Here is a 26304-nt window from a genome sequence, read left to right as displayed (position 1 = left end):
TTTCACCTTCATTTGAATTGTTGGAATAAAAAACATCGTCTCATAACACAGTAAGGTCCGGCCGAGATCGTTGTCCTTAATATCGGACATTTGATCTCAGCCGGAAAGGAAGAGTGACCCGAGGGCTTTAGCCTTTCAGTTCGCTAATCCGGGCCAATACGATATCGCGCTTGCCGGAATAGTCCGCCATTTTGGCGCGTTCTTCTTCGATCACCTTGGCCGGAGCCTTGGAGACGAATCCTTCGTTAGCCAACTTTTTCTCCACGCGTTCCACTTCTTTGTTCAAGTGTTCAACCTCTTTTTCAAGGCGTGCAATTTCCTGGCTGATATCAATCAAACCCGCGAGCGGCAAATACAATTCCGCTCCGGTAACCACGGCGGACATCGCCTTACCAGGTACTGCCGCCTCTAAGGAAGCCTCAAATTGAGACGTGTTGCAGAAACGGCGGATATAGTGCGCATTCTGATTTACGATTTGCAGCAATTCAGCAGATGCCGGTTTAACGATTAATTCGATTTTTTTACTCATCGGAACGCCCACTTCCGCACGGATATTCCGAACGGCGCGAATGACGTCGACAAGCAGGCTCATTTCCTGTACAGCATCCGGAGCTTCAAGCGCAGGATCGTACTTCGGCCATTCGGCCAGCGTAATCGATTCGCCACGATGCGGCAAATGCTGCCATATTTCCTCGGAAATAAATGGCATGAACGGATGGATCAGCCGCAGTGTGCGATCCAGCACGTATGCGAGTACGGATTGGGTTTTGCGTTTAGCGGCTGCGTCCTCTCCATAGAGCGACAATTTGGCAAACTCGATATACCAATCGCAGAGATCGTCCCAGATAAAATTATACAGCTGACGACCGGTTTCCCCGAATTCGTAGGCATCGATCAATCGGGTGATTTCTCTTGTCGTTTCATTGAACCGGTGCAGAATCCAGCGGTCGGCGGTTGCCAGATCGCCGCTGATATCAATGTCTTCGATCGTGACACCTTCCAGGTTCATCAATGCGAAACGGGAAGCATTCCAGATTTTATTGGCAAAGTTACGAGCCTGCTCTACGCGTTCCCAATGGAAGCGAAGATCCTGTCCAGGCGTGCTGCTGGTCGAGAGCATATATCGCATCGCATCGGCGCCGTACTTCTCGATTACTTCTAGCGGATCGACCCCATTGCCCAGCGATTTGGACATTTTGCGGCCTTCACTATCGCGAACCAGGCCATGAATCAAGGCATTCTTGAACGGAATCGATTTTGTAAACTCCAATCCGGTAAAGATCATGCGGGAGACCCAGAACGGAATGATGTCATACCCCGTAACCAGTACGCTTGTAGGGAAATAGCGCTTGAAATCTTCGCTCTCTTCGTTAGGCCAGCCGAGTGTCGAGAAAGGCCATAAAGCGGAGCTGAACCAGGTATCGAGAACATCCTCATCCTGTTTTATATCATCCCGTCCCAGCTTGGCCTTGGCTTCCGCCTCATCATGGGCAACGACCATTTCCCCGGTCGCTTCGCAATACCAGGCCGGAATGCGGTGCCCCCACCATAATTGCCGGGAGATACACCAGTCGCGGACATTTTCGATCCAATGAAGATACGTTTTTTCAAAGCGGTCCGGTACGAACTGAACGCCGTCGCCAGATTTTTGGGAGGCGATTGCAGCTTCAGCCAGCGGCTTCATTTTTACGAACCATTGTGTTGACAAAAACGGTTCAATTACAGCTCCTGTCCGTTCGCTGTGCCCTACTTGATGGACATGGTCCTCAATACGAACCAGAATGCCCGCTTCCTGCAAATCCTTAACGATTTGCTTGCGGCATTCGCTTCGATCGAGCCCCTGATATTTACCCGCTTCCTGGTTCATCGTACCGCTCTCATCCATCACGATGATTTGCGGCAGCTCATGGCGCAGGCCTACTTCAAAGTCGTTCGGATCGTGCGCCGGCGTGATTTTCACGGCCCCGCTACCGAACTCCTTATCGACATAATCGTCTGCAATGACCGGAATTTCCCGGCCGGTAATCGGCAAAACGAGCATTTTGCCTACCAGATCCTTATAACGCTCATCCTTGGGATGAACGGCTACCGCCGTATCGCCAAGCATCGTTTCGGGCCGCGTGGTGGCAACCGTAATAAAACCGCTGCCGTCTTTAAGCGGGTACCGCAAGTGATACAAATAGCCGTTAACTTCTTTATATTCCACTTCAATATCGGATAGCGCCGTGCGGGCAACCGGGTCCCAGTTAATAATGTACTTGCCCCGGTAGATCAAGCCTTTTTCATAGAGCTTGACGAACACCTCGCGTACCGCCAAAGAAAGGCCTTCATCCAAGGTAAACCGTTCCCTCGAATAATCAAGGGAAAAGCCCATTTTAGCCCACTGCTCATGAATGGAAGCCGCATATTTATCTTTCCATTCCCAAACCTTCTCAAGGAACTTCTCGCGTCCGAGATCGTAACGTGTCACGCCCTCTTCGCGAAGCTTTTGTTCCACTTTGGTCTGGGTGGCGATCCCGGCATGGTCCGATCCCGGAAGCCAAAGCGCATCATAACCTTGCATCCGCTTCGTACGGATCAAAATATCCTGAAGCGTGCAGTCCAGCGCATGGCCGATATGCAGCATGCCGGTCACATTGGGCGGCGGGATCACAATCGTAAAAGGCTCTGCCTCCGGTTTTTTTCCGGCCTTGAAAAAGCCGCCTTCCATCCAATAGCGATACCATTTTTGCTCGGCCGCTTTCGGATCGTACGTGGTCGGCATCTCGGCCGACTGGGATTGTTCATGGTTTTCTGTCATTGTATCAAACCTCCGTAACAATTAAATGACCTAGGCGGTAGGCGATATCCATGAAGGGTGCAGCTACTGGGAGCAGGGCAGGCTGGTCAGCCTGCATATCGATTACCGAAGGCAAAAAACACAAAAAAGCCCCTCGTCTCAAAGGACGAAAGGCTTATCTTTCGCGGTACCACCTTTGTTTCGCAGGCTTCAATTCTTTATATCCCAAATTTCCGGGATCAGGTGAATTTTCACATGCGACACTCAAACAGATAACGGCTGCTGCCGGCCCGTTCTAACCTACATATCTGCGGATCAAACGGACGACTCCCGGGCGACTTCGGACAGCTGTGTCCTGCGAAATTTTCCAGCGTAACAATTCCGCTCTCTGAAGGGTTCACTGCCTACTCTTCCCATTCCAAGTCTTTACAATAAAGAATTTTTGAGTTTATCTTTATCATAATAGCTTGAATACCTTCATGAGTCAACAAAAGGGATCGAAAATAGACAACTGTCGCTTACAGAGGACAATAATAAAGAAAGCCGCACATTCAGCGTGCAGCTTTTTAACATAAGCAGTAATAATTAAGGGATGTAAAGCACCTGTCCCTCCGATATATGTTGCTCCGACAGACGGTTATAAAGCTGCAGTTCCCGGGAGCTGAGCTGATACCGCTCCGCAATCTCATCCAATGTCTCTTCACGCTGGACAATCACCAGTCTGACTTTGCGGAATGGCGTCTGATCCTCCGTATTTCCGATGAACAAGCTCTTCCAGCGGACTTCTTCTCCATCGCTTTGTTCCGCCGTCAAAACGGCGCTCTGATCTTCCTGCAAAATATGCCCGGATTCAGTATCCGTACGATGCGTGGACAACAGTTTGCTGATGCCGAATTGGGTTTCCTGCGGGCTGTCTCCGCTCTTTTTGCTGCCAAGGGCAATTTTGAGCTCTTTCTTCTCTTCCACCCCGGGACGGATTTCGGTATCTTGACTGTCATCCCCGGATAGTACGTCTTCTTCCTTCTCTAATTCGGAGAAAACAGGGGCATCCGCTTCAAACTGAAACGGTGTTTCTCCGGAGAATGGAGACGCTTCTTCCCTTTCGGTCTGAACCTGGTCCGCCAAATCATCCAGGGCAATCTCCGAAACCGCTACCGAAGGGCGACTTTCTTCTCTAAACCATGACTGCTGTTCTTCTTTAAACCAGGATTGCTGCTCTTCTGCAAATTGGAGTTCTTGATCCCGGTTCTTAAAGTGATCTTCATTCGAGAAATCGGCTTCGTTGGCAGCCGGATTCTCCTCCAGCTCCTCCGCCTCCTTGTCCGCCAAAACGGACTGGGCAAAAAGCGGGGATGCGCTATCGTTCCAAGTCAATATGCTTTGCTGCTCGTCCGTATCGCTCAATTCCGGCAAGGCTTCTTTCTCCCAGGTACGGAAATGTTCGGTATAACTGCGTTCAAGAGTTTCAGCGTCCAATCCTTCTCTGATTGAAAACTTACTCTCGGGTTGCCCATCGCCGCGATAATCAGCGAAAGGCTCGTGGGACGCCACAAATTCACGGTCCTTCCACTCCTCCGCCTCCACGGTCAGCGACGAGGTTTCAATTCCTTGCAGGGACAAAACGCCCGTAATGTTCAGGCTGCGGGCACTGAGCAGGTCGACATCGAAATTTTCGATCTCAACCGCGATATCCTCCAGTTTGCCGACCCGGCTGAGCGGAATCGTAATCTCCACTGGAATCCAGTGTTCCAGTTCTTGCGTACCGCCCCCGCCCCGATAAAGTCCAGACAGCAACAAGTGACCGCGAAGCGAAGCATATTCTTCCCCGGGGATGACCTGAATTTTCGGGAACAGTTCAATTTCTTCCAGTTCGTCGATCCCTACCACATTTTCAGACAAATGTACTCGTTCATAAATATCGAACCTCAGACCGTAGGATTGATCCGCCAAAAATATTGCCTCCTTTCAGCATATACAAACATGATTTTGTATCCAGAAAACTGCATGGTCCAAATCATCGCTCGTTTTTATCTATATGCTTGAAAAAAGAGTGCATGCCTGCTTTTTCACCATAAAAGCAATAAGCATTCGATGTTCCCGGCGGGCGAAATTCCACGTTACTTTGTTACTGCGCGTCAAGCAATTTGGCCCGAAGTTTGTCCCACTCCGCCGGCCAGGGATCACTTACATGAACGGTCTCACCGGTTAAAGGATGCGGGAAGGCCAGGCTTTCCCCGTGAAGCGCCTGATACGGCAAATAACGGGTGCTTCCGCCATATAATGCATCGCCGATCAACGGATGACCGACATGGCTCAGATGAACGCGGATCTGGTGGGTCCGCCCGGTTTCGAGAATGAGACGTACCAGGCTGGCCTTCGAATAAGTCTCCAGGAGTTCCACCCGTGTCCTAGCTTCTTTACCTGACGGAGACACGCGACGGCGCGAAGGATGATGACGGTCCCTGCCGATCGGCTCGTTAATGCTGCTGAGGGAAGGATTCACGATTCCTTCCGCCAGCGCCACATAAACCCTGCCGATTTCCTTTCGCGCCATGGCAGCGTCCAGTTTAAGCTGGGCATAAGTATTTTTGGCGTATAGTACCGGCCCGGATGTATATTCGTCCAGACGGTGGATATGTTCGGGGGCTACCGGCTCGCCCCGCTGCGAATAGATTGCCGATACCAGATTGGCAAGCGAAGGCTCCGGGTTCACTCCGTCCGGATGGATTTTAATGCCGGCGGGTTTATGTACAACAAGGGAGAAATCATCCTCGTACAGTATCTCTACGGGGCGATCTACCGGCTCGTACTGCGAAGTACTAGGCGGGAACAACCGCAGTCGGAGACGATCTCCTGCCAGCTTGATTCCGCCTTCCGCGTCAAGGGACCGCTGCAATTTTGGCGGGAAGCCGAAAACGCGTTCAAGCCAAATGAGGGCCGCTTCATAGCGGCCCCCCTGTTCCGGCGGATTCAGCTTGCCCGGCATGAGTTCCAGCCACTCGCCGCGCTTCTGTCCGTTCATCCCGGTACTCACAGCTTTTGCAGCGCACGGCGGTGCGCCTCAATCGTTGCATCAATGTCAGCCTCGGTATGAACCCCGGAAACAAACATCCCTTCGAATTGGGATGGTGCAATATGGATGCCTTCTTCAATCATCGCGGCAAAATAGCGGCGGAACAGATCCAGATCACTGCTCTTGGCCGTTTCGAAATTAATCACTTCCGAATCCGTAAAGAATGGGCACACCATGGATCCAACGCGATTAATCGTGTAAGGAATCCCCTTTTCCTTGGCATTGGCCGCGAATCCGGCACCAAGTTTTGCCGACAAGACTTCCAGACGGTCATAAACTTCCGGAGTCAGCAGCGACAACGTCGAGAATCCGGCCGTCATGGCCAGCGGGTTCCCGCTTAGCGTTCCGGCCTGATAAATCGGTCCGTTCGGTGCGATCTGCTCCATAATTTCGCGCTTGCCGCCATAGGCTCCGACAGGAAGTCCTCCGCCGATCACTTTCCCGAGGCAAGTCAGATCCGGGGTAACCCCAAAACGGCCTTGGGCACAGTGGATATGAACCCGGAAGCCGGTCATCACTTCATCGAAAATCAACAGGCTTCCGTGCTCCGTCGTCAACCGGCGCAGACCTTCCAGAAAGCCCGGCTGAGGCGAAACGACGCCCATATTTCCGGCCACGGGCTCCACTATTATGCCCGCGATCTCCGTGCCGAACCGCTGAAAGGCCAGCTCCGCGGATTCCAGATCGTTGTAGGGGACGGTGATCGTGTTTGCCGCTACCCCTTCCGGCACACCCGGGCTGTCGGGAAGACCCAGTGTAGCCACGCCGGACCCGGCCTTAATCAGCAGGCTGTCCGCATGGCCATGATAGGAACCTTCGAACTTCAATATTTTGTTCCGGCCCGTATAACCTCTCGCCAGCCGGATCGCGCTCATCGTCGCCTCCGTCCCGGAATTGACCATCCGGACTACATCGATCGACGGAACACGCTCGGCAACCAGCTTGGCCATCTTCGTCTCCAGCAACGTGGGAGCGCCGAAGCTCGTCCCCTTGGCAGTCGTCTCTTGCAGCGCTGAGACCACTTCCGGGTGGGCATGGCCCATAATAAGCGGACCCCAAGAGCCGACATAATCGATATACTCATTCCCGTCGATATCATAGATCCGCGAGCCTACGCCCCGTTCTATATAAACTGGTGTTAAGCCAACCGATTTATAAGCCCGAACCGGACTATTCACGCCGCCCGGCAAAAATTGTTTCGCTTCCTCGAAAGCCTGCTTGGATAACTCCTCGCCGCGGCGACCGATCTTTTCACTCATCAAAACCCTCTCCTTGTCCGTTGATGGGTTGTTCTTACTTACCCTCGCGCAGCCAGCGCGCGGCGTCTTTGGCAAAATACGTAATGATGATATCCGCTCCGGCCCGTTTCATGCCCAGCAGCATTTCCGTTACGATAGCCCGCTCATTGATCCATCCTTTTTGAGCCGCCGCCTTGACCATGGAATACTCGCCGCTGACATTATAAGCGACGAGCGGCAGATCGAACTGGTCGCGGAGCATTCGCAGTACATCCATAAAAGCCAGCGCCGGTTTTACCATCAGCATGTCCGCGCCTTCCAGCACATCGGACTCCGCTTCCCGGAGCGCTTCCCGCGCATTGGCCGGATCCATCTGATAGGTTTTGCGGTCGCCGAATTGCGGCGCGGAATCGGCCGCTTCGCGGAATGGACCGTAAAACGCGGAGGCATATTTAACCGAATACGACATAATCGGCACGTTAGCGAACCCCGCCTCATCCAATCCTGAACGGATAGCCTGTACAAAGCCGTCCATCATGTTGGACGGAGCGATGATGTCCGCACCCGCCCGGGCTTGGGAAACCGCGGTACGCACTAGCAAATCCAGCGATTCGTCGTTCATGACATCGCCGCATACATGACCGTCCCGCTCAAAAGTATGCACCATGCCGCAATGGCCGTGGTCGGTAAACTCGCACAGACAGGTATCCGCTACGACAAGCAGATCGGGATACAAAGATTTAATTTTGCGGGTCGCTTGCTGAACGATGCCGGCCTCGGCGAAAGCCGACGAACCTACGCTGTCTTTACTTTCCGGAATACCGAAGAGCAGCACCGCAGGGATGCCAAGGTCTACGATTTCTTTTACTTCTTCTTCAAGCGTATCGAGCGAAAAATGATACACGCCCGGCATGGATGAGATTTCGTTTTTCACGCCGCTGCCATAAGTGACAAAAATCGGCTGGATGAAATCATCCACCGTCAATACCGTTTCGCGCACCATACCGCGAATCGCGGGCGATTGCCGCAAACGACGGTGTCTTACTATAGGAAAACTCATGCTGAATTACCTCCTGGATTCACATATATTACAGCCAAGCCGGCTATTTCTTAATTTCACTTTCCTGTTGCCAATCGCACAACCTCGCCACCAGGCTATCGATGGTAGCCTCCTGAGCAAGCATGCCGACGGAAAGGCCGGCATCTTCGGCCGTCTTTGCAGTAACCGGTCCGATGCAGGCAATCTGCGCCCTGCTCAAAGCCTCCACCGGATCTTCGAATCCCATCGCCTTCAAAGCGCCGACGAAATTCGTGACGGTGGAGGAACTGGTAAAGGTAACGGCATGAATGCGGCCTTCTTTAAGCATCTTGGCCAGTTCGTCGTCATCTTCTCCGACCGGGACGGTGGCATACATTACGGCTTCCGTAACGGCCAGTCCCAGCTCGCGAAGCACGTCAGGCAACCAGGAGCGGGCCAAGTCGCCGCGCGGCAACAAGACTTTCTGCCCCGCCTTCAGCGCCCCTTCGAATTGCTCCAGCAGCCCTTCGGCCTGATATCGTCCAGGCAGCTCTTCGGCGCAGATACCGTACTTCCGCAGCGCCTCCTTCGTCGCCGGGCCGACAGCAGCGATTCGGGCTTTAAACAGTGAACGGACGTCTTTTCCCAGCCTGTCCAGGTGTTTGAAGAAAAATTCAACTCCGTTTACGCTGCTGAAAAAAGCCCAGTCATACTCCGTCAACTTGTCCAGAGCCTCGCTAGTACTGTTCAGAACGTCGCCAGCCGGCATTTCAAAGTCAATAACGGGAAACTCATAGGCCTCCCCGCCGAGGTCCTCGATCTGCCGAACCAGTTCGCTAGCCTGGGAACGAGAACGGGTGACAAGTATCCGCTTGCCGAAAAGGGGCATATCTTCGGCCCATTTCAACTGCTCCCGCTGTTTGACGACTTCCCCGACGACGATGACGGCCGGCGGCTTAAAGTCGGCCTCGATGACCTTCTGCTCAATATCGGATAACGTACCGGTCAGCGTCTCCTGTTCGGCGCGGGTTCCCCAGCGCACAAGGGCGACCGGCGTCTCCAGCGGTCTGCCATAGGAGATCAGCTGTTTGCTGATATACCCGATTTTAGCTACGCCCATCATAAACACAAGCGTCCCCGTAGCGTTGGTCACCTTTTCCCAATTGATCGACAAATCCAGCTTGTCCGGGCTCTCATGCCCGGTAATGATCGAAAGCGAAGAAGCCATATCACGGTGCGTTACCGGAATCCCGGCATAAGCCGGGACCGATATCGCAGCGGTAATGCCCGGCACGATTTCATAAGGTATTCCATGTTTACGAAGCAATTCGGCTTCTTCGCCGACGCGCCCGAAAATGGTCGGATCCCCGCCCTTCAGGCGCACGACCGTTTTGCCCGTCAAAGCCAGATCAACCAACAACTGGTTGATATCCTCCTGCTTCATCGTGTGGCGGTCCGTCCGTTTACCAACATATATTTTTTCGGCCCCTCGCTTCATTTTCCTCAGTAAGCTTGGATTTGCGAGGCGGTCATAAACGACTACATCCCCTTTTTCCAGACAATCGAGACCTTTCAAAGTAATCAGCCTTGTATCTCCGGGTCCTGCCCCGACTAAATACACTTTCCCCTTCGTTCCCGTCATGTCCTTCACTCCCCGGCTGCTGCCAAAATTTCGTCCGCTCCTCTGGAAATTAGCTTGTCCGCTACCGCCTCTCCTAGCGTCACAGGGTCATTTCCCGCCATCGTTTCTTTCAGGACAACACCTCCGTCCGGCGTCCCGACCATACCGGTCAGCACGATTTCGCCGGAAAGGCCACTCTCGTCGTCCCCATAATGATGTTTACCCAATACGGCGTAAGCACCGATTGGAACCTGGCAGCTCCCGCCAAGCACACCCAAGAATCTGCGCTCCGCTCCAACCGTCAGCGCCGTTTCCGGATCATTGTAGAGCGAAAGCAAGTGACGGACCTCGTCATCACTTTCTCTGCACTCGATGCCGAGCGCCCCCTGTCCTACCGCCGGCAAACAAATATCCACGGGGAGATGGGAAGTGATTCTATCCTCCCAGCCCATCCGGAACAATCCGGCAGTCGCCAAAATAATCGCATCGAAGTTTTCCGTCTCTAGCTTCCGCAACCTGGAATCTATATTTCCCCGTAACGGTTCGATTACGAGATCGGGGCGATAAGCGCTAAGCTGGCTTGATCGTCTCAAGCTGCTAGTCCCCACCTTGGCTCCCTGTGGTAACTTGTCCAGGCTTAGTCCTTCTCTTGAGATGAATGCATCTCGGGGGTCCACCCGTTTTGGTACGGCCCCAGTCACCAGGCCTTCCTGCAATTCGGAAGGCATATCCTTCATACTATGTACCGCCAGATCGATTTCCCCGTCCAGCATCGCTTGTTCGATTTCTTTGACAAACAAGCCCTTTCCGCCGACCTTGGACAACGTGACGTCTAAGATGCGGTCCCCTTTAGTAACTATTTTTTTGATTTCAAAATCGTACGGCAGCCGATGTTCCTCGCAAATCGCCTTCAACGCCTCGATCACATGGCCCGTTTGCGTCAAGGCCAATTGGCTCTGTCTGGTTCCTACTACTATAGTTCGCTTTATCATCTTCATTCCTCCCGGTATGAATCCATCCATGCTATCACTTCCGCCTCGTTCCAGGGTTGGAAGCGCCCTTCCCGAATCGATGACAATATATCCATTTCAGCCAATGATTTATACAGCCTTGCCCTCATTTGGCGGTCTTGAACCCGCCTTTTCACCGCAGTCCTGACAAAACTCAGAAAATCCACATAAGTTTCATAGTCATCGCCATACCGTTCCATGATTTCCCGGCTTAGCGCCCTGGAAGCTCCAGGTCCCGCTCCTGACGTAGAAACAGCCAAAATCAGGCCTCCGCGCCGCACGATACTCGGAGTGATGAAGGAGCCTCTGCTCCCGTCCCCGGCATGATTAACCGGAATGCCCAATCCTTCGGCTTCCAGGACAACTTCATCGTTAATGCCCTGCCGGTCCGTTGCGGCATAAGCCAAAAAGGCGCCAGCCAGATCGCCAGCTTGATAACCGCGCTGAATCCAGTCCATCCGACCTTCACTATGAAAACCTTGCAAGCGGTTCGTCGCTGTTGGAGAAATCAGCGTTACTTCTGCACCCGCTTCGATCAAGGAAGCCACTTTTCGCTCCGCTACAGTTCCGCCACCAACGATAACGCACCTTCGTTCTTCCAGGTTCATCATTAAGGGAACATAATGTGTCAAAAGCAACCCTCCCCGGCCACAGAACAGGTCCATGCCTCTTATCAACTAATTATCGCGTTAGCCATTGTGTATAGCATACTGTACACCCCAGCATTTTTCCAGCGATAGAAATAAGCCCCGTGCCGACAGTCTCTCCGGCTGCAGAAATTCTGCAGTGCAGGATGAAACAGTAAGCCCAGGGCATATAACTAAACCGATGCCTGTACCAGGGACAGCGACGGCTTTTCCTCCAGCGGTTGCTTCTCATCCGCCGAAGATTCAGGTATCTCTAGGGAAGCGACGCTTTCCTTACCGGCGGAATCGGCTAACATCTCCAATTGATCTTCCAAGGCGAAAATCTCCGTAAACCAGTTCAGTGCTTCCGCTCCGTTTTCCTCGCCCGCCATTTCCTTAATGCGGTTAATCGGATCATGCATCATCTGGTTCACGATGCTTTTGGTCAATCGGCGTATGACTTTCCGCTGGCGCTCGTCAAGCTCGGGAAGCTTGTTGAACATACTTTCAAGCGTGCTTTCGTGAATCGAAGAAGATTTCTCCTGCAAGGCGCGGATGACGGGTTTAACGCCCAACGTCTGAAGCCAGTTACCGAAAGCCGCGATTTCTTCCTCAATCATGTCCTCGATTTTCAAGGCTTCCCCCCGCCGCATCTCCAGATTGCTCTCCACAATACCTTCAAGATCATCGATATCATACAGAAATACGTTCTGCAATTCGCTGATCGCCGGATCGATATCCCGCGGAACCGCGATGTCAATCATGAATAACGGACGGTCCTGACGCTGCTTCATACTTTGCGACACTTGCGATGAAGTAACGACATAGCCTTCAGCGCCGGTGGAGCTGATCAGAATGTCCACTTCCTCCAGCCGCTGCATCGCCTCCTGCATGGAGCAGGAAGTACCGCTGAATTTGGAAGCCAGTTCCTGGGCCCGTGCGAAGGTACGATTAGCGACAAACACTTCATCGGCTCCCGCGCCGCTCAAATGTTTAGCGGTCAATTCACTCATCTTGCCGGCTCCCAGAATCAGAACCTTTTTCCCGCTGAAGCTGCCAAAGATCCGCTTGCCCAGCTCAACAGCCGCATAACTGATGGAAACGGCACTTTCACCGATTGCGGTTTCCGAGTGAGCCCGCTTGCTCAAAGTCACGGCCTGTTTAAACAGCATATTAAACCACTTGCCCGTCGCTTTTTCGCTTTGAGACAGGAGGAATGCGTTGCGGACCTGACCCAAAATTTGCGTCTCGCCGAGCACCATGGAGTCCAATCCGCAAGATACCCGGAAAAGATGACGTATCGCTTGCTCGTCCTCATACATATATAAATGTTTGGTAAACTCCTCACGTGGAATCCCAAACCATTTCTCCATAAAACTACGAATAAAATACCCGCACATATGCAGCCGGTCTACGACCACATAAATTTCACTCCGGTTACAGGTAGCAATAATGACGCCTTCCAATACACTTTTGGTGCGTAGAAGCTCCTGCAGCGCTTGCGGCATATCTTTATCCGCAAACGAAAAACGTTCCCTGACTTCAACAGGCGCCGTCCGATAGTTCAGCCCGACTACGACAATGTGCATTGCAAGTTCACCTGCCTCTAAAAGATGTCACAGCAATATATGCAAACAAACTATGTTAATTATATCACAGGGGTAGTCCGTTACCCTGCAATTTCTATGATTTTTTTATGAATTATTTATGAAATATGAAGCCACATAGCTAAAAATAAATAACCATGGAAAGTTCCATGGTTATCTTAGTTTACCCATCTTTCTTATGTTATAAAGATCGCTTTTAAACAAGCTCTACTTGATTAATTTCAGGCGTTACCACTTCAAGTTCGCCCAAACCGCGAATCAATTTCTTTGCATAGCATTTTTCCGGTTGCAAAACAGTCACCAGGTAATCAATCGCCATTTGCGGATCTACAGTCTCTCCGCATGTGTAACAATCAATCGCAGCAAAACCTCTCTCAGGATACGTATGAATCGAGAGATGGCTCTCCGACAGCAAAACAAGCACCGTAGCACCTTGTGGTTCAAACTGTTTGGCTTGCACGGACATCACCGTGGCTCCGCAAGCTTCGGCGGCTTCCACCAAATGAACTTGCAGCAACTCCGCGTTGTTCAGTACCTCAAAGTCGACTCCCCAAGTATCAACAGCAACGTGTCTTCCGAAAGTTGAATATTCCATCTTCCGGTTCCCCCTTCCTAGGAATAAAATGTTTGAAAAAATTTCATCCGCTAGGACCTACGTCATTCACTTCCCGAGGGAAAAATCTCTCGCAACATCTCCATGTCCTGAGTGAATCCTGGTTCCTATATTCTTTTCAACGAGATTAAAAATAACATCTCTCGGAGACAAATGCAATACTTTTTTGCTTCCAGATAAATAATATTCTTTTCATAGGTTCGTTGTGCGCATTTTTCGGGAATTTCAATGAATGAAATCCTGATATTTGTCCAGAAAAAACGATCCGTCCTCCTGGATTTCCGCATAGAAAACTTGGTCCTGAGTCCCCCCTTTTTTGGACTACTCCTGCTTGCTCACTTGATCATTTCAGGAAAGGTGAATCCTAAAAGTGGAAAAACCCGCCGAAAAGGAATGGTCATCCTTGTCGGCGGGTTGAAGCTGCTATTTAGAAATTACTATGCTTCCAGTACGAATAATCGGCGCGTGCAGCCGCGGAGTTCATCGTCAATGAGGTTCACGGCTTCTGGGTCCATGGCGATAATGCGTTTGTCGAGCAGGGTATTGATGCTTCCGTGAATCGACTCAATCTCCCGTTCCACATCATTATTCCGGTAGATTCTTTGGAGTTCTCCCAGAGTGTCCTTGAATTCGAACACCAATTTGTACGAGTCACGGGAGTATTCCACGATTTTGCGTACCCGGCCATTTTGATAATAATACATCATCATGAATCCGTTATAAATTCTTGTAACCATTCCGGAGCCCTTGAAAGCAGCGAACAAAAGTCTCATGACATTCGTTAAATGTGGTGTTTCCAAGCGGAAAGACAATTCACAGACATAATAACCGTCTTTGCGGTCAAAAGGCAGATGGACTTCTTCCCCGCCGTCATCCTCCAGTACCACCACTTGGCCGCCGTTGTCCAGCACTTTCACCCGCTGGCGGACATGAGGATCATAGACTTTGTGAACAAACTGCGACATCTGAACTTCCGACAAACTTAAACTGGCATTAACATACTCTGTGGCTAACCGCTGAGCCATAAAAATCTCCTCAATTCTTTTAACAATCCTTTAAAATAATTATACACTACTCATTCAATTTCTTGCTCAGCGGCTAAAACGTGAAATCCTGCCATTTTTCAGAAAAAAACGGTTTAAGCCGTTTTTAGATGCAAAATTCCCCCTGCATGCTCACTTTCCTGCCGATCATTCTTCAAATCCCTTCTTTATCCAACGATTCGGGCAAATTTTTTCTGTTATCTTCCCCTGCCTCTTCCGGGCTTTCCGGAAAGGCAAATCGCGAAATATGGGCCCACAGCTCGTCTCTGCCCATGCCCTCCTCGGAAGAGAACATGATGATCTGGTCGCCGGCGCGCATGACAAGCGCTTCCTTAATGATTTTCAGATGTTTCTGCCAGCGTGATTTCGGGATTTTATCGGCTTTTGTAGCTACGACGCAGACCGGCAGGTCATAATGCTTCAGCCAATCGTACATCAATTCGTCGTCTTTGGACGGCGGATGCCGTAAATCGATCACAAGCAGCACTAATTGAAGCGTTTCCCGCTCCAGCAAATACTTCTCGATCATTTTGCCCCATACCTCGCGTTGGGATTTCGAAACCTTGGCATAGCCGTACCCCGGAAAATCGACAAAGTAGACCTCATCGTTAATGCGGTAATAGTTCAAATGCTGGGTTTTCCCGGGGGTGGAGCTCGTCCGGGCCAAATTTTTGCGGTTAATCATGCGGTTGATCATCGAAGACTTCCCCACGTTGGAACGCCCTGCCAGGGCAATCTCCGGCAAGGCGTCCTCAGGATATTGATCGGGGCCAACGGCACTGATCACAAACTCTGCGTTGGTTATTTTCATGATTCCAATCCTCTCTAATGCAGCCCGGACTGTTCCACAAGCGCATGTTCCAGCACCTGGTCCATATGGGACACCGGCACGAAAACCACGTCTTCCTTCACACTGTCCGGAATGTCGCGCAAATCGCGCTCATTGTCTTTCGGCAGCAATATTTTTTTGTAGCCTGCCCGATGGGCGGCCAATGATTTTTCCTTCAATCCCCCGATCGGCAGCACGCGCCCGCGCAGCGTAATTTCACCCGTCATCGCTACATCTTTGGACACATGGCGGCCAGTCAATGCGGAGATCAGCGCGGTTGCGATCGTGATGCCGGCAGAAGGACCGTCTTTAGGGATAGCGCCTTCCGGAATGTGAATGTGAATGTCGTTCTTTTCATAAAAGTCGGTTGCTATTCCAAGCTCCGACGCCTTGGAACGCGTATAACTGAACGCGGCCTGCGCCGATTCTTTCATGACATCTCCAAGCTTCCCGGTTAAAGTCAACTTCCCGCTGCCCGGCACGACGGTTACCTCGATGACAAGCGTTTCTCCGCCTACCTCGGTCCAGGCAAGTCCGGTCACCGTACCGATCTGGTCCTCCAGTTCCGCCACGCCGTAGCGGTATTTCGGAACCCCCAGGTAATCCTTGATGTCCCCGGGCAGAATTTCGATGTGTTCCAAACCTTCGGAAACGACCTTCTTGGCGGCTTTCCGGCAAAGCGCGGCGACTTGCTGTTCCAAATTCCGCACGCCGGACTCCCGGGTATACTCCCGGATGGTCCGCAGCAAAGCCTCCTCGCCGAGTTCCAGTTGCTCCGGCTCCAGGCCATGCTCCCGCTTTTGTTTCGGCAGCAAATAACGGGTAGCGATTTGCAGCTTCTCTAATTCCGTATAGCCCGGGATGTAGAGCATTTCCATCCGGTCAAGCAGCGGACGCGGAATGTTATGCACCGCATTGGCTGTTGTGACGAACATGACGTTCGACAAGTCGAACGGCACTTCTATAAAATGGTCGCTGAACGTGTTATTCTGTTCCGGATCCAGCACTTCCAGCAGTGCCGAGGAAGGATCTCCGCGGAAATCGGAAGCCATTTTATCAATCTCATCCAGCAGGAATACCGGATTCAGCGTTCCTGCCGTCTTCATGCCTTGAATGATGCGGCCCGGCATTGCACCTACATAGGTACGCCGGTGTCCGCGGATTTCGGCTTCATCTCGGACACCGCCAAGGGAGATCCGGACAAATTCCCGCCCAAGCGAACGGGCGATAGAACGGGCGAGCGAGGTTTTACCGACCCCGGGTGGTCCCACCAGACAAAGAATCGGCCCCTTCAGCTTTTTGACCAGCTTCTGAACGGCGAGATATTCCAGAACGCGTTCCTTCGGCTTATCCAGACCGTAATGATCCTCATTTAACACCTGCTCCGCCTTGCTCAAATCCAGGTCATCCTCGGTCTTGTTGTCCCACGGTAAGCTGAGCAGCCAATCCACATAATTGCGGATGACTCCGCCCTCCGCAGAGCTCGAAGGCATTTTCTCCAGACGGTCGATTTCTTTTTGCGTCTTTTCGCGGACTTTATCAGGCAAGTTCTTCTCCTCAAGCTGGGCCCGAAGTTCCTCCACCTCGCCGGCGCGGCCTTCTTTCTCGCCAAGCTCTTTCTGGATCGCCTTCATCTGCTCGCGCAGATAGTATTCTTTCTGCGTCTTTTCCATCTGCTTTTTGACGCGCTGGCTAATTTTCCGCTCCAGTTCGAGCACTTCGCGCTCATTGTTCAAAATATCGAGCAGCTTCTCAAGCCGTTGTCTGACATCAATCGTCTCCAGGATCTCCTGCTTATCCTTGATTTTGAGCGACAAGTGACTCGTAATTACATCCGCGAGCCTGCCCGCTTCCTCAATATCCGATACCGCTGCTAGCGTCTCGGGAGTTACCTTCTTGGATAAATTGATATAATGTTCAAATTGGGTAAGCACCGTGCGCATGAGCGCATCGACTTCCGGGTCGGCGGAATCTTCTTCCGGCCGCTCCTTCGCGATCACCTCGTAATATTCCTCATTATCCAAATATTCCACGATCTCGGCACGTTCCATGCCTTCCACCAGCACGCGGATAGTGCCGTTGGGAAGCTTCAGCATCTGCCGGACCTTCGCTACCGTACCTATGCGAAAAATGTCTTCCTGGGTCGGCTCTTCAATGTTCACTTCCGATTGAGAACAGAGGAGAATCAAATTGTCGTCGACCATCGCTTTTTCCAGCGCCTTTACAGACTTCTCTCGGCCTACGTCCAAATGCAGCACCATACTAGGGTAGACGAGAAGGCCGCGCAAAGGCAGCAAAGGAAAACGACGGCCTTTGGGTTTATGGGGTCCCATCGCTTTTGCACCTCCAAACGTTCTCGTAAGATATCATTCCTATTTTAGCAAATGTTACATGAAAACACCAATGAAGAGCGGCTGCTTGATTGGCAGCCGCCCATGAAAAAATCGCCCTTACATGACCCCGCCGGGTGGAGGCGATTCCGCATGAAGGAACGGTGCCGGAGCAGGAACGGGCGGGAAGAGCTCCCCGCCTGCAGTGAGCCCAAAATCCTTCTCGGCTTCGGCCCCGAACACATGCCGGAATACTTCACCTACCGACTCTACCGGAATCACGCGAAGACCGTCCAAGCCTTCAAACAAGCTCTGCCAATTGTCCTTTGGGATCAATACAGTCGTAGCTCCCGCTTGGAAAGCGGCCTCCACTTTGGCGACGACACCGCCGACCGGCTTCACTTTGCCGTAGATTCCGATTTCGCCGGTCATAGCGATGCGGTGATCTACCGGAACCCGTTTGATTGCCGAAGCGATTGCCGTAGCTATCGCCAGCCCGGCAGAGGGGCCGTCAATCGGAGTTCCGCCAGGGAAATTGATGTGGAGATCGTATCCGGATGGATCCAAACCGATTCGCTTCAAGACGGTTAAGACGTTCTCGACCGAACCTTTCGCCATGCTTTTACGCCGCAGCGTCCTGCTGCCGCCGCCGATCTCTTCTTCATCCACCACACCTGTGATGTTGTAGGTTCCTTTTCCTTTTTCAACGGGCACTGCCGTGGCTTCAATTTCGAGCAGTGTCCCCATATTGGCGCCATAAACCGCAAGCCCGTTCACCACGCCAATTTCCGGATGCGACGGAATTTTGCGGTCCGGGCGCGGCGTCAACTGGCTGCTGGTCGCCACCCATTCCAGATCCGCAGCCAACAGATGATCGCGTTTCTCCGTCAAGGCAAGACCGGCTGCAAGCTGAACCATATTGACAGCCTCGCGACCGTTTGTCGCATATTTTTTTATGACGTCCACGGCTTCCGGACAAGGCTGGAAGCCGATCCGTTTCACCGCATCCTCGGCGATCTGTGCGATTTCCTCGGGAAGCAGCGGCCGGAAGTAAATCTCCATGCAACGCGAACGAAGCGCTGGCGGAATTTCTTGCGGCGATCGGGTTGTAGCGCCTACAAGCCTGAAATCCGCCGGCAGCCCGTTTTGAAAAATATCGTGAATATAAGCCGGTGTTCCGGTATCTTCCGAATTGTAATAGGCGCTTTCCAGGAACACCTTGCGGTCCTCCAGCACCTTCAGCAGCTTATTCATCTGGATCGAATGAAGTTCACCGATCTCATCGATGAACAGGATCCCGCCGTGCGCTTTCGTAACCGCCCCCGGCTTTGGCTGCGGGATGCCTGCGACGCCCATAGCGCCGGCCCCCTGGTAGATCGGATCATGCACCGATCCGATTAACGGATCCGCAATGCCGCGCTCATCGAACCTGGCGATCGTCGCATCGATCTCCATAAACTTCGCGTCGGCTTTAAACGGTGAGGCCGGATTCTTCTTGGCCTCTTCCATCACAACCCGCGCCGCTGCGGTTTTGCCCACCCCCGGGGGCCCGTAAACGATCACGTGCTGCGGATTGGCGCTGCACAGCGCCGCTTTTAACGCGCGGAGCCCGTCTTTCTGACCGACGATATCGGTCAATGAAGCAGGACGCGTCCGCTCCGCAAGCGGCTTGGTGAGCGATACCGCCCGCAGCTTGCGCAGCTTCTCCATCTCCTTGCGAGATTCGCGATCAACCGCTGTACGGTTTCCCTTCTGGCTGCGCAGCTGATTCCAGAAATACAAACCGACTACAACGGCAAAAAACAATTGGACGGACATCAGAATCACATTCAGTTCCATGTCACAGGCCTCCCCACTTTGACTGATACTTGGTAGTATAGCCTTTTCGCTCCATCATAAAACGGGAAACTCCCAAAAGTACAAAAAAGCCCGAGGCTCCGCCTCAGGCTTGTTCATCCAATTTTCACGCTTGCGCTTGTTGACATTTATCTTGCGGCAGTAGGACGATGCTCCTTGCGCCCGGGAATTTCCCCAGTCGCTTCGTAGACCTCGACAATATGGTCGATTTCCTTTTTCAATTCGGACAGCAGTTCTGCTTCGGGCACTTTGCGGATCATCTCCCCGTATCTGAACAAAAGGCCTTCCCCTCTGGCTCCGGCGATTCCGATATCGGCTTCACGAGCCTCGCCCGGGCCGTTTACGGCGCAGCCAAGGACCGACACTTTAATCGGCACCTTCAAATTCGAAATGTAATCCTCTACCTCATTGGCTATGGAGAACAGATCGATATCCAACCGTCCGCAGGTCGGGCAGGAAACGAGCGTAGCCGCATTGGTAATCAGCCCGAACGTCTTCAACAGTTCCCGAGCCACTTTCACTTCCTCCACCGGGTCGGCGCTCAGCGAAATACGTACCGTAGATCCGATTCCCATGGAGAGCAGCGCCCCGATCCCCGCAGCGCTTTTCACCGTACCCGAGAACAGGGTCCCTGCTTCCGTAATTCCCAAATGAAGCGGATAAGGAATTACTTCGGCAGCCTTACTGTAAGCGGCAATAGCCATCGGCACGTCCGAAGCCTTCAGCGAAACGATAATATCGTGAAAATCCAGTTCCTCCAAAATACCGATATGGAACAAGGCGCTTTCCACCATCGCTTCAGGTGTGGGATATCCGTATTTCTCAAGCAGATGGCTTTCCAGGGAACCGGCGTTAACTCCGATCCGGATCGGAATTCCGCGTTCTTTACAAGCCTTAACCACAGCCTCCACCTTTTCGCGACGGCCGATATTGCCCGGATTAATTCGGACCTTGTCGATACCATTTTCAATGGCCATGAGAGCCAATTTGTAATTGAAGTGAATGTCGGCGACGAGCGGAATATGAATTTGCTTCTTAATTTCCTTGATGGCCGCAGCAGCTTCTTCATTGTTGACCGTCACACGAACCAACTGACATCCGGCTTCTTCAAGCCGGTGAATTTCGGCAACTGTAGCGGTTACATCCGCCGTTTTGGTCGTACACATACTCTGAATGATCACTTCATTGCTGCCGCCGATCGTCAGATTCCCGACCTTGACCTGCCGCGTATCTTGTCTCAAGAACATTTTAGGTCTCCCCCATAACGCCAAAGCTCCACCCCTGCAAAGAAAGGCCCGTCAAGGGACCTTTCTGCTGCAAAGATGGAGATTTCGGCATCTATTTTGTCGCGATTACGGCTTAAAGCCTTACGCGCTCTCTTCTTGTTTCTTGCTCTTCTTGTCTTCCAGTTCGGGTACCGTTTTCTCCAGAACGACTTTCTCGGTAATAACGCAATCCGTGATGTCATCGCGGGAAGGAACTTCATACATCACATCAAGCATGATGCCTTCAATGATGGAACGAAGTCCGCGAGCGCCGGTATTCCGTTTGATCGCTTCGCGAGCAATCGCCTCAAGCGCTTTTGGCTCAAACTGGAGATTTACATTGTCCAGCTCCAGCAGCTTTTGGTACTGCTTCACCAAAGCGTTCTTCGGCTCGGCCAGAATACGGACCAAGGTCTTCTCGTCCAAAGGCTCCAATGTCGAGATGACTGGCAGACGGCCGACAAATTCCGGAATTAATCCGAATTTCAGCAGATCTTCCGGCAATACCATCGACAAGTATTCCCCCGGTTTCAAATCCTTTTGTCCATCGCTGCCCGTATTGAATCCGATCACTTTTTTGCCGATCCGGCGTTTGATCATCTGCTCCAACCCGTCAAAGGCGCCGCCGCAAATAAACAAAATATTCGTCGTATCGATTTGGATAAATTCCTGATGCGGGTGCTTACGTCCACCTTGAGGAGGAACGGAAGCCACCGTGCCTTCCAGAATTTTCAGGAGTGCTTGCTGAACGCCTTCACCGGAAACGTCGCGGGTAATGGACGGATTTTCCGATTTACGCGCCACTTTATCGATTTCATCGATATAAATGATGCCGCGTTCCGCTTTTTCCACATCATAGTCAGCCGCTTGGATCAGCTTCAGCAAAATATTTTCCACGTCTTCACCGACATAACCGGCTTCCGTAAGGGAAGTCGCATCGGCAATCGCAAACGGGACATTCAAAATTTTAGCCATCGTCTGCGCTAACAATGTTTTACCGGAACCCGTAGGCCCAAGCAGGAGAATGTTACTCTTTTGCAGTTCGACGTCTTCAATCTTACTTTGCGTATTAACCCGTTTATAGTGATTGTAAACGGCCACGGACAGTGATTTTTTCGCCTGTTCCTGCCCGATTACGTATTGATCCAAAATATCGCGAATTTCCTTGGGCTTCGGAATTTCTTTCAGATCGAGCTCCTCTTCATGTCCGAGCTCCTCCTCCACAATTTCCGTGCACAGTTCGATACATTCGTCGCATATATAAACGCCCGGTCCGGCAACCAGCTTGCGGACTTGTTCCTGCGATTTGCCGCAGAACGAGCATTTCAATTGTCCTTTTTCATCGTTGAATTTAAACATGTAAACACCCCTTTAAGATTTAATGGGCTTGTTAATGACCTGGTCGATAATCCCGTAGGCCTTAGCCTCTTCCGCGCTCATGAAGAAATCGCGATCCGTGTCGCGCTGAATTTTTTCAAGGGGTTGACCCGTCCGTTCCACATAGATTTGATTCAGTTTCTCCCGTGTCTTGATAATCCAGTCGGCATGAATTTTAATATCCGCTGCCTGGCCCGAGATTCCTCCCAAAGGCTGATGAATCATCACTTCGCTGTTCGGAAGTGCAAAACGTTTGCCCGGTGCTCCTGCAGTAAGCAAAAGCGACCCCATGCTGGCAGCCATTCCCACGCAGATCGTTGACACATCGGGTTTGATATATTGCATCGTATCATATATACCCATCCCGGCTGTAACAGAACCACCCGGCGAGTTGATGTACAGATGAATGTCCTTTTCCGGATCTTCCGCTGCCAAAAACAGCAGTTGAGCGATCACGAGATTGGCTACGTCATCGTCGATCGCGTTGCTGAGAAAAATAATGCGATCCTTGAGCAGTCTCGAATAGATATCGTAGGACCGTTCTCCCCGGTTTGTTTGTTCTACGACCATAGGTACCAGACTCATGTGACCAACCTCTTTTCCTTTTCAAATTTCCTGCGCCCTACAATATTCTATCACGTTCAAACGCGCATGTCATTTTTCACACATTACAGTTTATGTTCCCGAAAATACAATATGTAACCGAAGGGTTGTCCGGATCAACTTTGGAAATAAATGTATGTCGAAAAGTGAAAAATTAAGGCACGCATTTTAGTATACGTGCCTTAACATTTGTAATGTGTTGGTGTGCCCGTGAATCCCTTAGGCGAAAAGACGATGCTTATTCTTCGTCTTGTTTATCTTCGGTTACCGCTTCTTCAGCCTCTGCTTTTGGCTCGGCTTTAGCTGCTGCTTTCTTGGTTGACTTTTTGGCAGCCGGCTTGCTGGATTCTTCGGATTTTTCAGTCTTTACGGCTGGAACTTCCTTGGAGTTTTCAAGCAGGAACTGAATCGTCTTACGAAGAAGCACGTCTTCATTCAAGCTACCGAGCGAACCGTTTGCGGCAAGGATATTACGGATTTCATCAGTGCTGCGTTTGTATGCTTCAGCCATATCCTGAAGCTCTTTGTTGATTTCATCTTCCGTTGCTTCGATTTTCTCGGCTTTGGCGATTTGCTCCAGAACCAGATTGTTGCGAACGCGTTTCTCGGCGTCGCCCTTCATCTGTTCTTTCAAGTCATCGATACTTTGGCCGGAGAAACCTAGGAACATGTCCAGGTTCATGCCTTGAGCGCGAAGACGGTTGTCGAAATCGCGGACCATGTTTTGAACTTCGCTGTCCACCATGGCTTGCGGAATTTCAACTTCTGCACTTTCGCCGACTTTATCAACGAGCACTTTCTCGCGTTCCGCTTCGCCTTCTTTTTGCTTGCGGGATTCCAGTTGTTTCTTCAAGTCTTCTTTATACTCGTTCAACGTGTCGAATTCACTAACGTCCTTGGCAAACTCATCGTCCAATTCAGGAAGCTGTTTGCGTTTGATTTCGTGAACTTTCACTTTAAATACCGCTTCTTTACTGGCCAATTCTTCAGCATGATAAGTTTCAGGGAACGTAACGGTTACGTCCTTGAAGTCGCCTGTTGCCAAACCGACCACTTGCTCTTCGAAACCAGGGATGAATGTATTGCTGCCGAGCTCGAGCGAGTAACGCTCCGCTTTGCCGCCTTCAAATGGAACACCGTCTACCGAGCCGTCAAAGTCGATAACAACCGTGTCGCCATTTTGCGCCGCTTCCTCATCGATAACAACGAGTTCAGCATGACGCTCTTGCATACGGGTAAGCTCTTCGTTCAATTCATCTTCGCTGACTTCAACGTCAGTTGCAGGAACTTCGACTCCTTTATAATCACCAAGCTTCACTTCAGGTTTTACTGTTACTTTAGCTTTGAATTTGAAAAGTTGTCCTTTAGCGAATTGTTCTACGTCCACTTCCGGGCGGTCTACCGGGAAAATATCGGTTTGATCGACCGCTTCAGAATAAACTTCAGGAAGCAAAATATCGATGGCGTCTTGGTACAAGCTTTCAACACCGAAGCGGGATTCAAAAATCCCCCGTGGTACTTTACCCTTACGGAAACCAGGTACGTTTACTTTCTTAACTACTTTTTGAAAAGCTTTATCAAGTGCAACGGATACACGTTCCGCTTCCACTTCAACCTCAAGAACGCCGAGGTTCTTCTCTATTTTTTCCCAAGTTGCTTTCATTTTATGCCTTCCCCTCCAAATTTCACATATACTTAAAATACTGAAACCGAATCGCGCGATAAAAGCAGCTACCTTGGTTCCAGTATAGCTGTCCTTAGTCCACGTTCAGAATAACCATTATATTATAAACAACAATACTTCTTTTTACAAGAGCCGTTCGGAGCCACACTTGCAGCAACCTAGCTCTTTTGCCGAAAAAACTCTTAACCGTTCACGCCGGCAGCAACGAACTGGCGCATAGAACGGTATGCTTGTTCGAAACGGAGACGTAGGCTGTCCGTAATGCCGTAGAGACTGCGAATTTCCTCATCGCTTATTCCCCCGGGCAGACTGTCGGCCACCATTTGATGCAGCGCCGCTGCCCAAATATCGATCATGGTCTCCTCTTCGCCAAGCAGCGATTTGTAATCGTTCGTTCCGTAAATCGCCATAACAAATTGGGTCCAAAGTTCCTGGGCAAAATAAAACAACGTCGGATCGTGAACCTGCGTCTGCTCCCCCACCCGCTCCAAAACAATTTGAACGGACTGGGGAAATTCCTCCGGTTTGAGCGGCACCGACTCTATTTCGATTTCCACATGTTCGCCCGAACGGAAAAATGGTATCATGCCTTGAGTTCCCCGGCGCCGCAAAATTTGCAATACCCGGTATTGCAGGAGAGGATGTATCTCCTTGCGGTGCAGCCAGCCGATCAGTTCATCGTCGACTTCCGGCCGATCCAGGTAGGCGAGCTGTTCCAGCGCCAGAAACGTCTGCTCGGACATCGGCTTTTCCATGACGGCATGCAGCAGCTTGTCGGCATAATTTTTATCTTCCGCCAGTTTGGCCTCCACATGCTGCCTAGCCATGTCTTCCTCGCCGATTTCATCATCCTCGACACTGCCTGATTCGCCCCCCTGCAGCAGGGGAAATGCGTCTGTCAGCCAATCCAGCAGCGCCTGCCATTCCTCGTATAGTCTGGAGTCCTGCCCTTGGCATTGCAACAAAAATTTCAGGAGCTCCGAAGCCTCGCCGTAACGCTCCGTCTCCAGCATTCTCGTCAGCTCTATCTGATAAAAATCCAATGTTTTGGGAAATAAAACAAGGTTGTCCTTCTCGCTCTGATGATGACCGCTAATAAGGGCACCTCCTTTCTTCCGGTCTAATTCACCAGAATTATAGCATAGAGAGTATGGAAGACAAAAAATCGTCGGTTCGCATCAGTCCGATTTGGCGCCTTGCTAAAAACCTGTTGCACAACCTAACTAGCTATGATAAAATATTTTTTGCTTCTGTTTTTTATTTTTTCATGTCCCAGTAGCTCAGCTGGATAGAGCAACGGCCTTCTAAGCCGTCGGTCGGGGGTTCGAATCCCTCCTGGGACGTATAAGTTAAAAGCTCTCCCTAGGGAGAGCTTTTTGCGTCCCTGGGGTGAGAACCCCTGTGGGGTTCGTCGGAGCGAGGCCTCCCGCGATTTGCGGGAGGGGCTGAGCGGAGTCTCGCGCCGGAGCGCGAGTATCCCTCCTGGGACGTAATAATTAAAGGCTCTCCCTAGGGAGAGCCTTTCGCGTCCCTGGGATGAGAACCCCTGTGGGGTTCGTCGGAGCGAGGCCTCCCGCGTTTTGCGGGAGTGGCTGAGCGGAGTCTCGCGCCGGAGCGCGAGTATCCCTCCTGGGACGTATAAGTTAAAAGCTCTCCCTATAGGGAGAGCTTTTTGCGTCCCTGGGATGAGAACCCCTATTTTTCATTAACTCTCATCCTCAACATTTCGGG

Annotated in this window: 19 protein-coding genes, 1 tRNA gene and 1 other annotated feature; of the genes, 1 reads left to right on the top strand and 19 read right to left on the bottom strand. The window is 51.4% G+C overall.

Annotation, left to right across the window (positions count from 1 at the left end; all coding sequences use genetic code 11):
* Positions 1 to 127: 127 nt before the first annotated feature.
* The 19 genes from DFP94_RS14105 to DFP94_RS14015 all read right to left on the bottom strand — a co-directional run bounded on the left by DFP94_RS14105 (position 128) and on the right by DFP94_RS14015 (position 25586).
* A complete protein-coding gene (locus DFP94_RS14105; protein WP_114497094.1) occupies positions 128 to 2800 on the bottom strand; it encodes a valine--tRNA ligase in 2673 nt (890 codons plus the stop codon).
* 138 nt (positions 2801 to 2938) lie between these two features.
* Positions 2939 to 3209: a binding site (T-box leader), on the bottom strand.
* A gap of 155 nt (positions 3210 to 3364) precedes the next feature.
* A complete protein-coding gene (locus tag DFP94_RS14100; protein WP_114497093.1) occupies positions 3365 to 4729 on the bottom strand; it encodes a LysM peptidoglycan-binding domain-containing protein in 1365 nt (454 codons plus the stop codon).
* Between the two features lie 175 nt (positions 4730 to 4904).
* Positions 4905 to 5801 carry an RluA family pseudouridine synthase gene (locus DFP94_RS14095; RefSeq protein ID WP_245954821.1) on the bottom strand — a complete coding sequence of 299 codons (897 nt, stop codon included), beginning with the start codon at positions 5799 to 5801 and terminating at the stop codon, positions 4905 to 4907.
* A gap of 8 nt (positions 5802 to 5809) precedes the next feature.
* The gene (gene hemL, locus DFP94_RS14090) at positions 5810 to 7111 is read right to left on the bottom strand and encodes a glutamate-1-semialdehyde 2,1-aminomutase (RefSeq protein WP_114497092.1); all 1302 of its coding nucleotides are present in this window, start codon (positions 7109 to 7111) and stop codon (positions 5810 to 5812) included.
* 34 nt (positions 7112 to 7145) lie between these two features.
* Positions 7146 to 8150 carry a porphobilinogen synthase gene (gene hemB, locus DFP94_RS14085; protein ID WP_114497091.1) on the bottom strand — a complete coding sequence of 335 codons (1005 nt, stop codon included), beginning with the start codon at positions 8148 to 8150 and terminating at the stop codon, positions 7146 to 7148.
* 43 nt (positions 8151 to 8193) lie between these two features.
* A complete protein-coding gene (cobA, locus tag DFP94_RS14080) occupies positions 8194 to 9750 on the bottom strand; it encodes a uroporphyrinogen-III C-methyltransferase (protein ID WP_114497090.1) in 1557 nt (518 codons plus the stop codon).
* A gap of 5 nt (positions 9751 to 9755) precedes the next feature.
* On the bottom strand, positions 9756 to 10721 hold the full coding sequence (hemC, locus tag DFP94_RS14075; protein WP_114497089.1) for a hydroxymethylbilane synthase: 966 nt from the start codon (positions 10719 to 10721) through the stop codon (positions 9756 to 9758).
* Between the two features lie 2 nt (positions 10722 to 10723).
* Complete coding sequence (locus tag DFP94_RS14070; protein WP_245954819.1) at positions 10724 to 11371, bottom strand: precorrin-2 dehydrogenase/sirohydrochlorin ferrochelatase family protein; 648 nt, start codon at positions 11369 to 11371, stop codon at positions 10724 to 10726.
* A gap of 188 nt (positions 11372 to 11559) precedes the next feature.
* The gene (hemA, locus tag DFP94_RS14065; protein ID WP_114497087.1) at positions 11560 to 12954 is read right to left on the bottom strand and encodes a glutamyl-tRNA reductase; all 1395 of its coding nucleotides are present in this window, start codon (positions 12952 to 12954) and stop codon (positions 11560 to 11562) included.
* Between the two features lie 214 nt (positions 12955 to 13168).
* Positions 13169 to 13567 carry an adenosylmethionine decarboxylase gene (gene speD, locus DFP94_RS14060; protein WP_114497086.1) on the bottom strand — a complete coding sequence of 133 codons (399 nt, stop codon included), beginning with the start codon at positions 13565 to 13567 and terminating at the stop codon, positions 13169 to 13171.
* A 455-nt stretch (positions 13568 to 14022) separates the two neighbouring features.
* Positions 14023 to 14610, bottom strand: a complete 588-nt coding sequence (locus tag DFP94_RS14055) for a non-ribosomal peptide synthetase module (protein ID WP_114497085.1) — start codon at positions 14608 to 14610, stop codon at positions 14023 to 14025.
* A gap of 172 nt (positions 14611 to 14782) precedes the next feature.
* The gene (yihA, locus tag DFP94_RS14050; RefSeq protein ID WP_114497084.1) at positions 14783 to 15439 is read right to left on the bottom strand and encodes a ribosome biogenesis GTP-binding protein YihA/YsxC; all 657 of its coding nucleotides are present in this window, start codon (positions 15437 to 15439) and stop codon (positions 14783 to 14785) included.
* A gap of 14 nt (positions 15440 to 15453) precedes the next feature.
* On the bottom strand, positions 15454 to 17790 hold the full coding sequence (lon, locus tag DFP94_RS14045; protein ID WP_114497083.1) for an endopeptidase La: 2337 nt from the start codon (positions 17788 to 17790) through the stop codon (positions 15454 to 15456).
* Positions 17791 to 17907: 117 nt separating this feature from the next.
* Entirely contained in the window at positions 17908 to 19626 is a 1719-nt protein-coding gene (gene lonB, locus DFP94_RS14040; RefSeq protein ID WP_114497082.1) for an ATP-dependent protease LonB, read from the bottom strand.
* Positions 19627 to 19772: 146 nt separating this feature from the next.
* Positions 19773 to 20891, bottom strand: a complete 1119-nt coding sequence (ispG, locus tag DFP94_RS14035; protein ID WP_114497081.1) for a flavodoxin-dependent (E)-4-hydroxy-3-methylbut-2-enyl-diphosphate synthase — start codon at positions 20889 to 20891, stop codon at positions 19773 to 19775.
* A gap of 120 nt (positions 20892 to 21011) precedes the next feature.
* Positions 21012 to 22268 (bottom strand): ATP-dependent protease ATP-binding subunit ClpX, encoded by a 1257-nt coding sequence (gene clpX, locus DFP94_RS14030; protein ID WP_114497080.1) that lies wholly within the window; start codon positions 22266 to 22268, stop codon positions 21012 to 21014.
* 12 nt (positions 22269 to 22280) lie between these two features.
* Positions 22281 to 22871 carry an ATP-dependent Clp endopeptidase proteolytic subunit ClpP gene (gene clpP, locus DFP94_RS14025; RefSeq protein WP_114497079.1) on the bottom strand — a complete coding sequence of 197 codons (591 nt, stop codon included), beginning with the start codon at positions 22869 to 22871 and terminating at the stop codon, positions 22281 to 22283.
* Between the two features lie 256 nt (positions 22872 to 23127).
* Positions 23128 to 24552, bottom strand: a complete 1425-nt coding sequence (gene tig / locus DFP94_RS14020) for a trigger factor (RefSeq protein ID WP_114497078.1) — start codon at positions 24550 to 24552, stop codon at positions 23128 to 23130.
* A gap of 203 nt (positions 24553 to 24755) precedes the next feature.
* Complete coding sequence (locus DFP94_RS14015; protein WP_245954817.1) at positions 24756 to 25586, bottom strand: hypothetical protein; 831 nt, start codon at positions 25584 to 25586, stop codon at positions 24756 to 24758.
* Positions 25587 to 25842: 256 nt separating this feature from the next.
* Here DFP94_RS14015 and DFP94_RS14010 point away from each other — a divergent pair.
* Positions 25843 to 25916 (top strand) — tRNA-Arg (locus tag DFP94_RS14010).
* Positions 25917 to 26304 lie beyond the last annotated feature (388 nt).

This window comes from Fontibacillus phaseoli (assembly GCF_003337355.1).
In the GTDB taxonomy this organism is placed as follows: Bacteria; Bacillota; Bacilli; order Paenibacillales; family Paenibacillaceae; genus Fontibacillus; species Fontibacillus phaseoli.
The sequence above is the reverse complement of the archived record's forward strand: the minus strand, read 5'-3'. Positions and strand labels throughout refer to the sequence as shown.

Coding starts and splice junctions, on each gene's coding strand:
- DFP94_RS14105 (WP_114497094.1), bottom strand. CDS start 2,800: ATGACAGAAAACCATGAACAATCCCAGTCGGCCGAGATGCCGACCACG.
- DFP94_RS14095 (WP_245954821.1), bottom strand. CDS start 5,801: ATGAACGGACAGAAGCGCGGCGAGTGGCTGGAACTCATGCCGGGCAAG.
- hemL (WP_114497092.1), bottom strand. CDS start 7,111: ATGAGTGAAAAGATCGGTCGCCGCGGCGAGGAGTTATCCAAGCAGGCT.
- hemB (WP_114497091.1), bottom strand. CDS start 8,150: ATGAGTTTTCCTATAGTAAGACACCGTCGTTTGCGGCAATCGCCCGCG.
- cobA (WP_114497090.1), bottom strand. CDS start 9,750: ATGACGGGAACGAAGGGGAAAGTGTATTTAGTCGGGGCAGGACCCGGA.
- hemC (WP_114497089.1), bottom strand. CDS start 10,721: ATGATAAAGCGAACTATAGTAGTAGGAACCAGACAGAGCCAATTGGCC.
- hemA (WP_114497087.1), bottom strand. CDS start 12,954: ATGCACATTGTCGTAGTCGGGCTGAACTATCGGACGGCGCCTGTTGAA.
- speD (WP_114497086.1), bottom strand. CDS start 13,567: ATGGAATATTCAACTTTCGGAAGACACGTTGCTGTTGATACTTGGGGA.
- DFP94_RS14055 (WP_114497085.1), bottom strand. CDS start 14,610: ATGGCTCAGCGGTTAGCCACAGAGTATGTTAATGCCAGTTTAAGTTTG.
- yihA (WP_114497084.1), bottom strand. CDS start 15,439: ATGAAAATAACCAACGCAGAGTTTGTGATCAGTGCCGTTGGCCCCGAT.
- lon (WP_114497083.1), bottom strand. CDS start 17,790: ATGGGACCCCATAAACCCAAAGGCCGTCGTTTTCCTTTGCTGCCTTTG.
- lonB (WP_114497082.1), bottom strand. CDS start 19,626: ATGGAACTGAATGTGATTCTGATGTCCGTCCAATTGTTTTTTGCCGTT.
- ispG (WP_114497081.1), bottom strand. CDS start 20,891: ATGTTCTTGAGACAAGATACGCGGCAGGTCAAGGTCGGGAATCTGACG.
- clpX (WP_114497080.1), bottom strand. CDS start 22,268: ATGTTTAAATTCAACGATGAAAAAGGACAATTGAAATGCTCGTTCTGC.
- clpP (WP_114497079.1), bottom strand. CDS start 22,871: ATGAGTCTGGTACCTATGGTCGTAGAACAAACAAACCGGGGAGAACGG.
- tig (WP_114497078.1), bottom strand. CDS start 24,552: ATGAAAGCAACTTGGGAAAAAATAGAGAAGAACCTCGGCGTTCTTGAG.
- DFP94_RS14015 (WP_245954817.1), bottom strand. CDS start 25,586: ATGCTGGAGACGGAGCGTTACGGCGAGGCTTCGGAGCTCCTGAAATTT.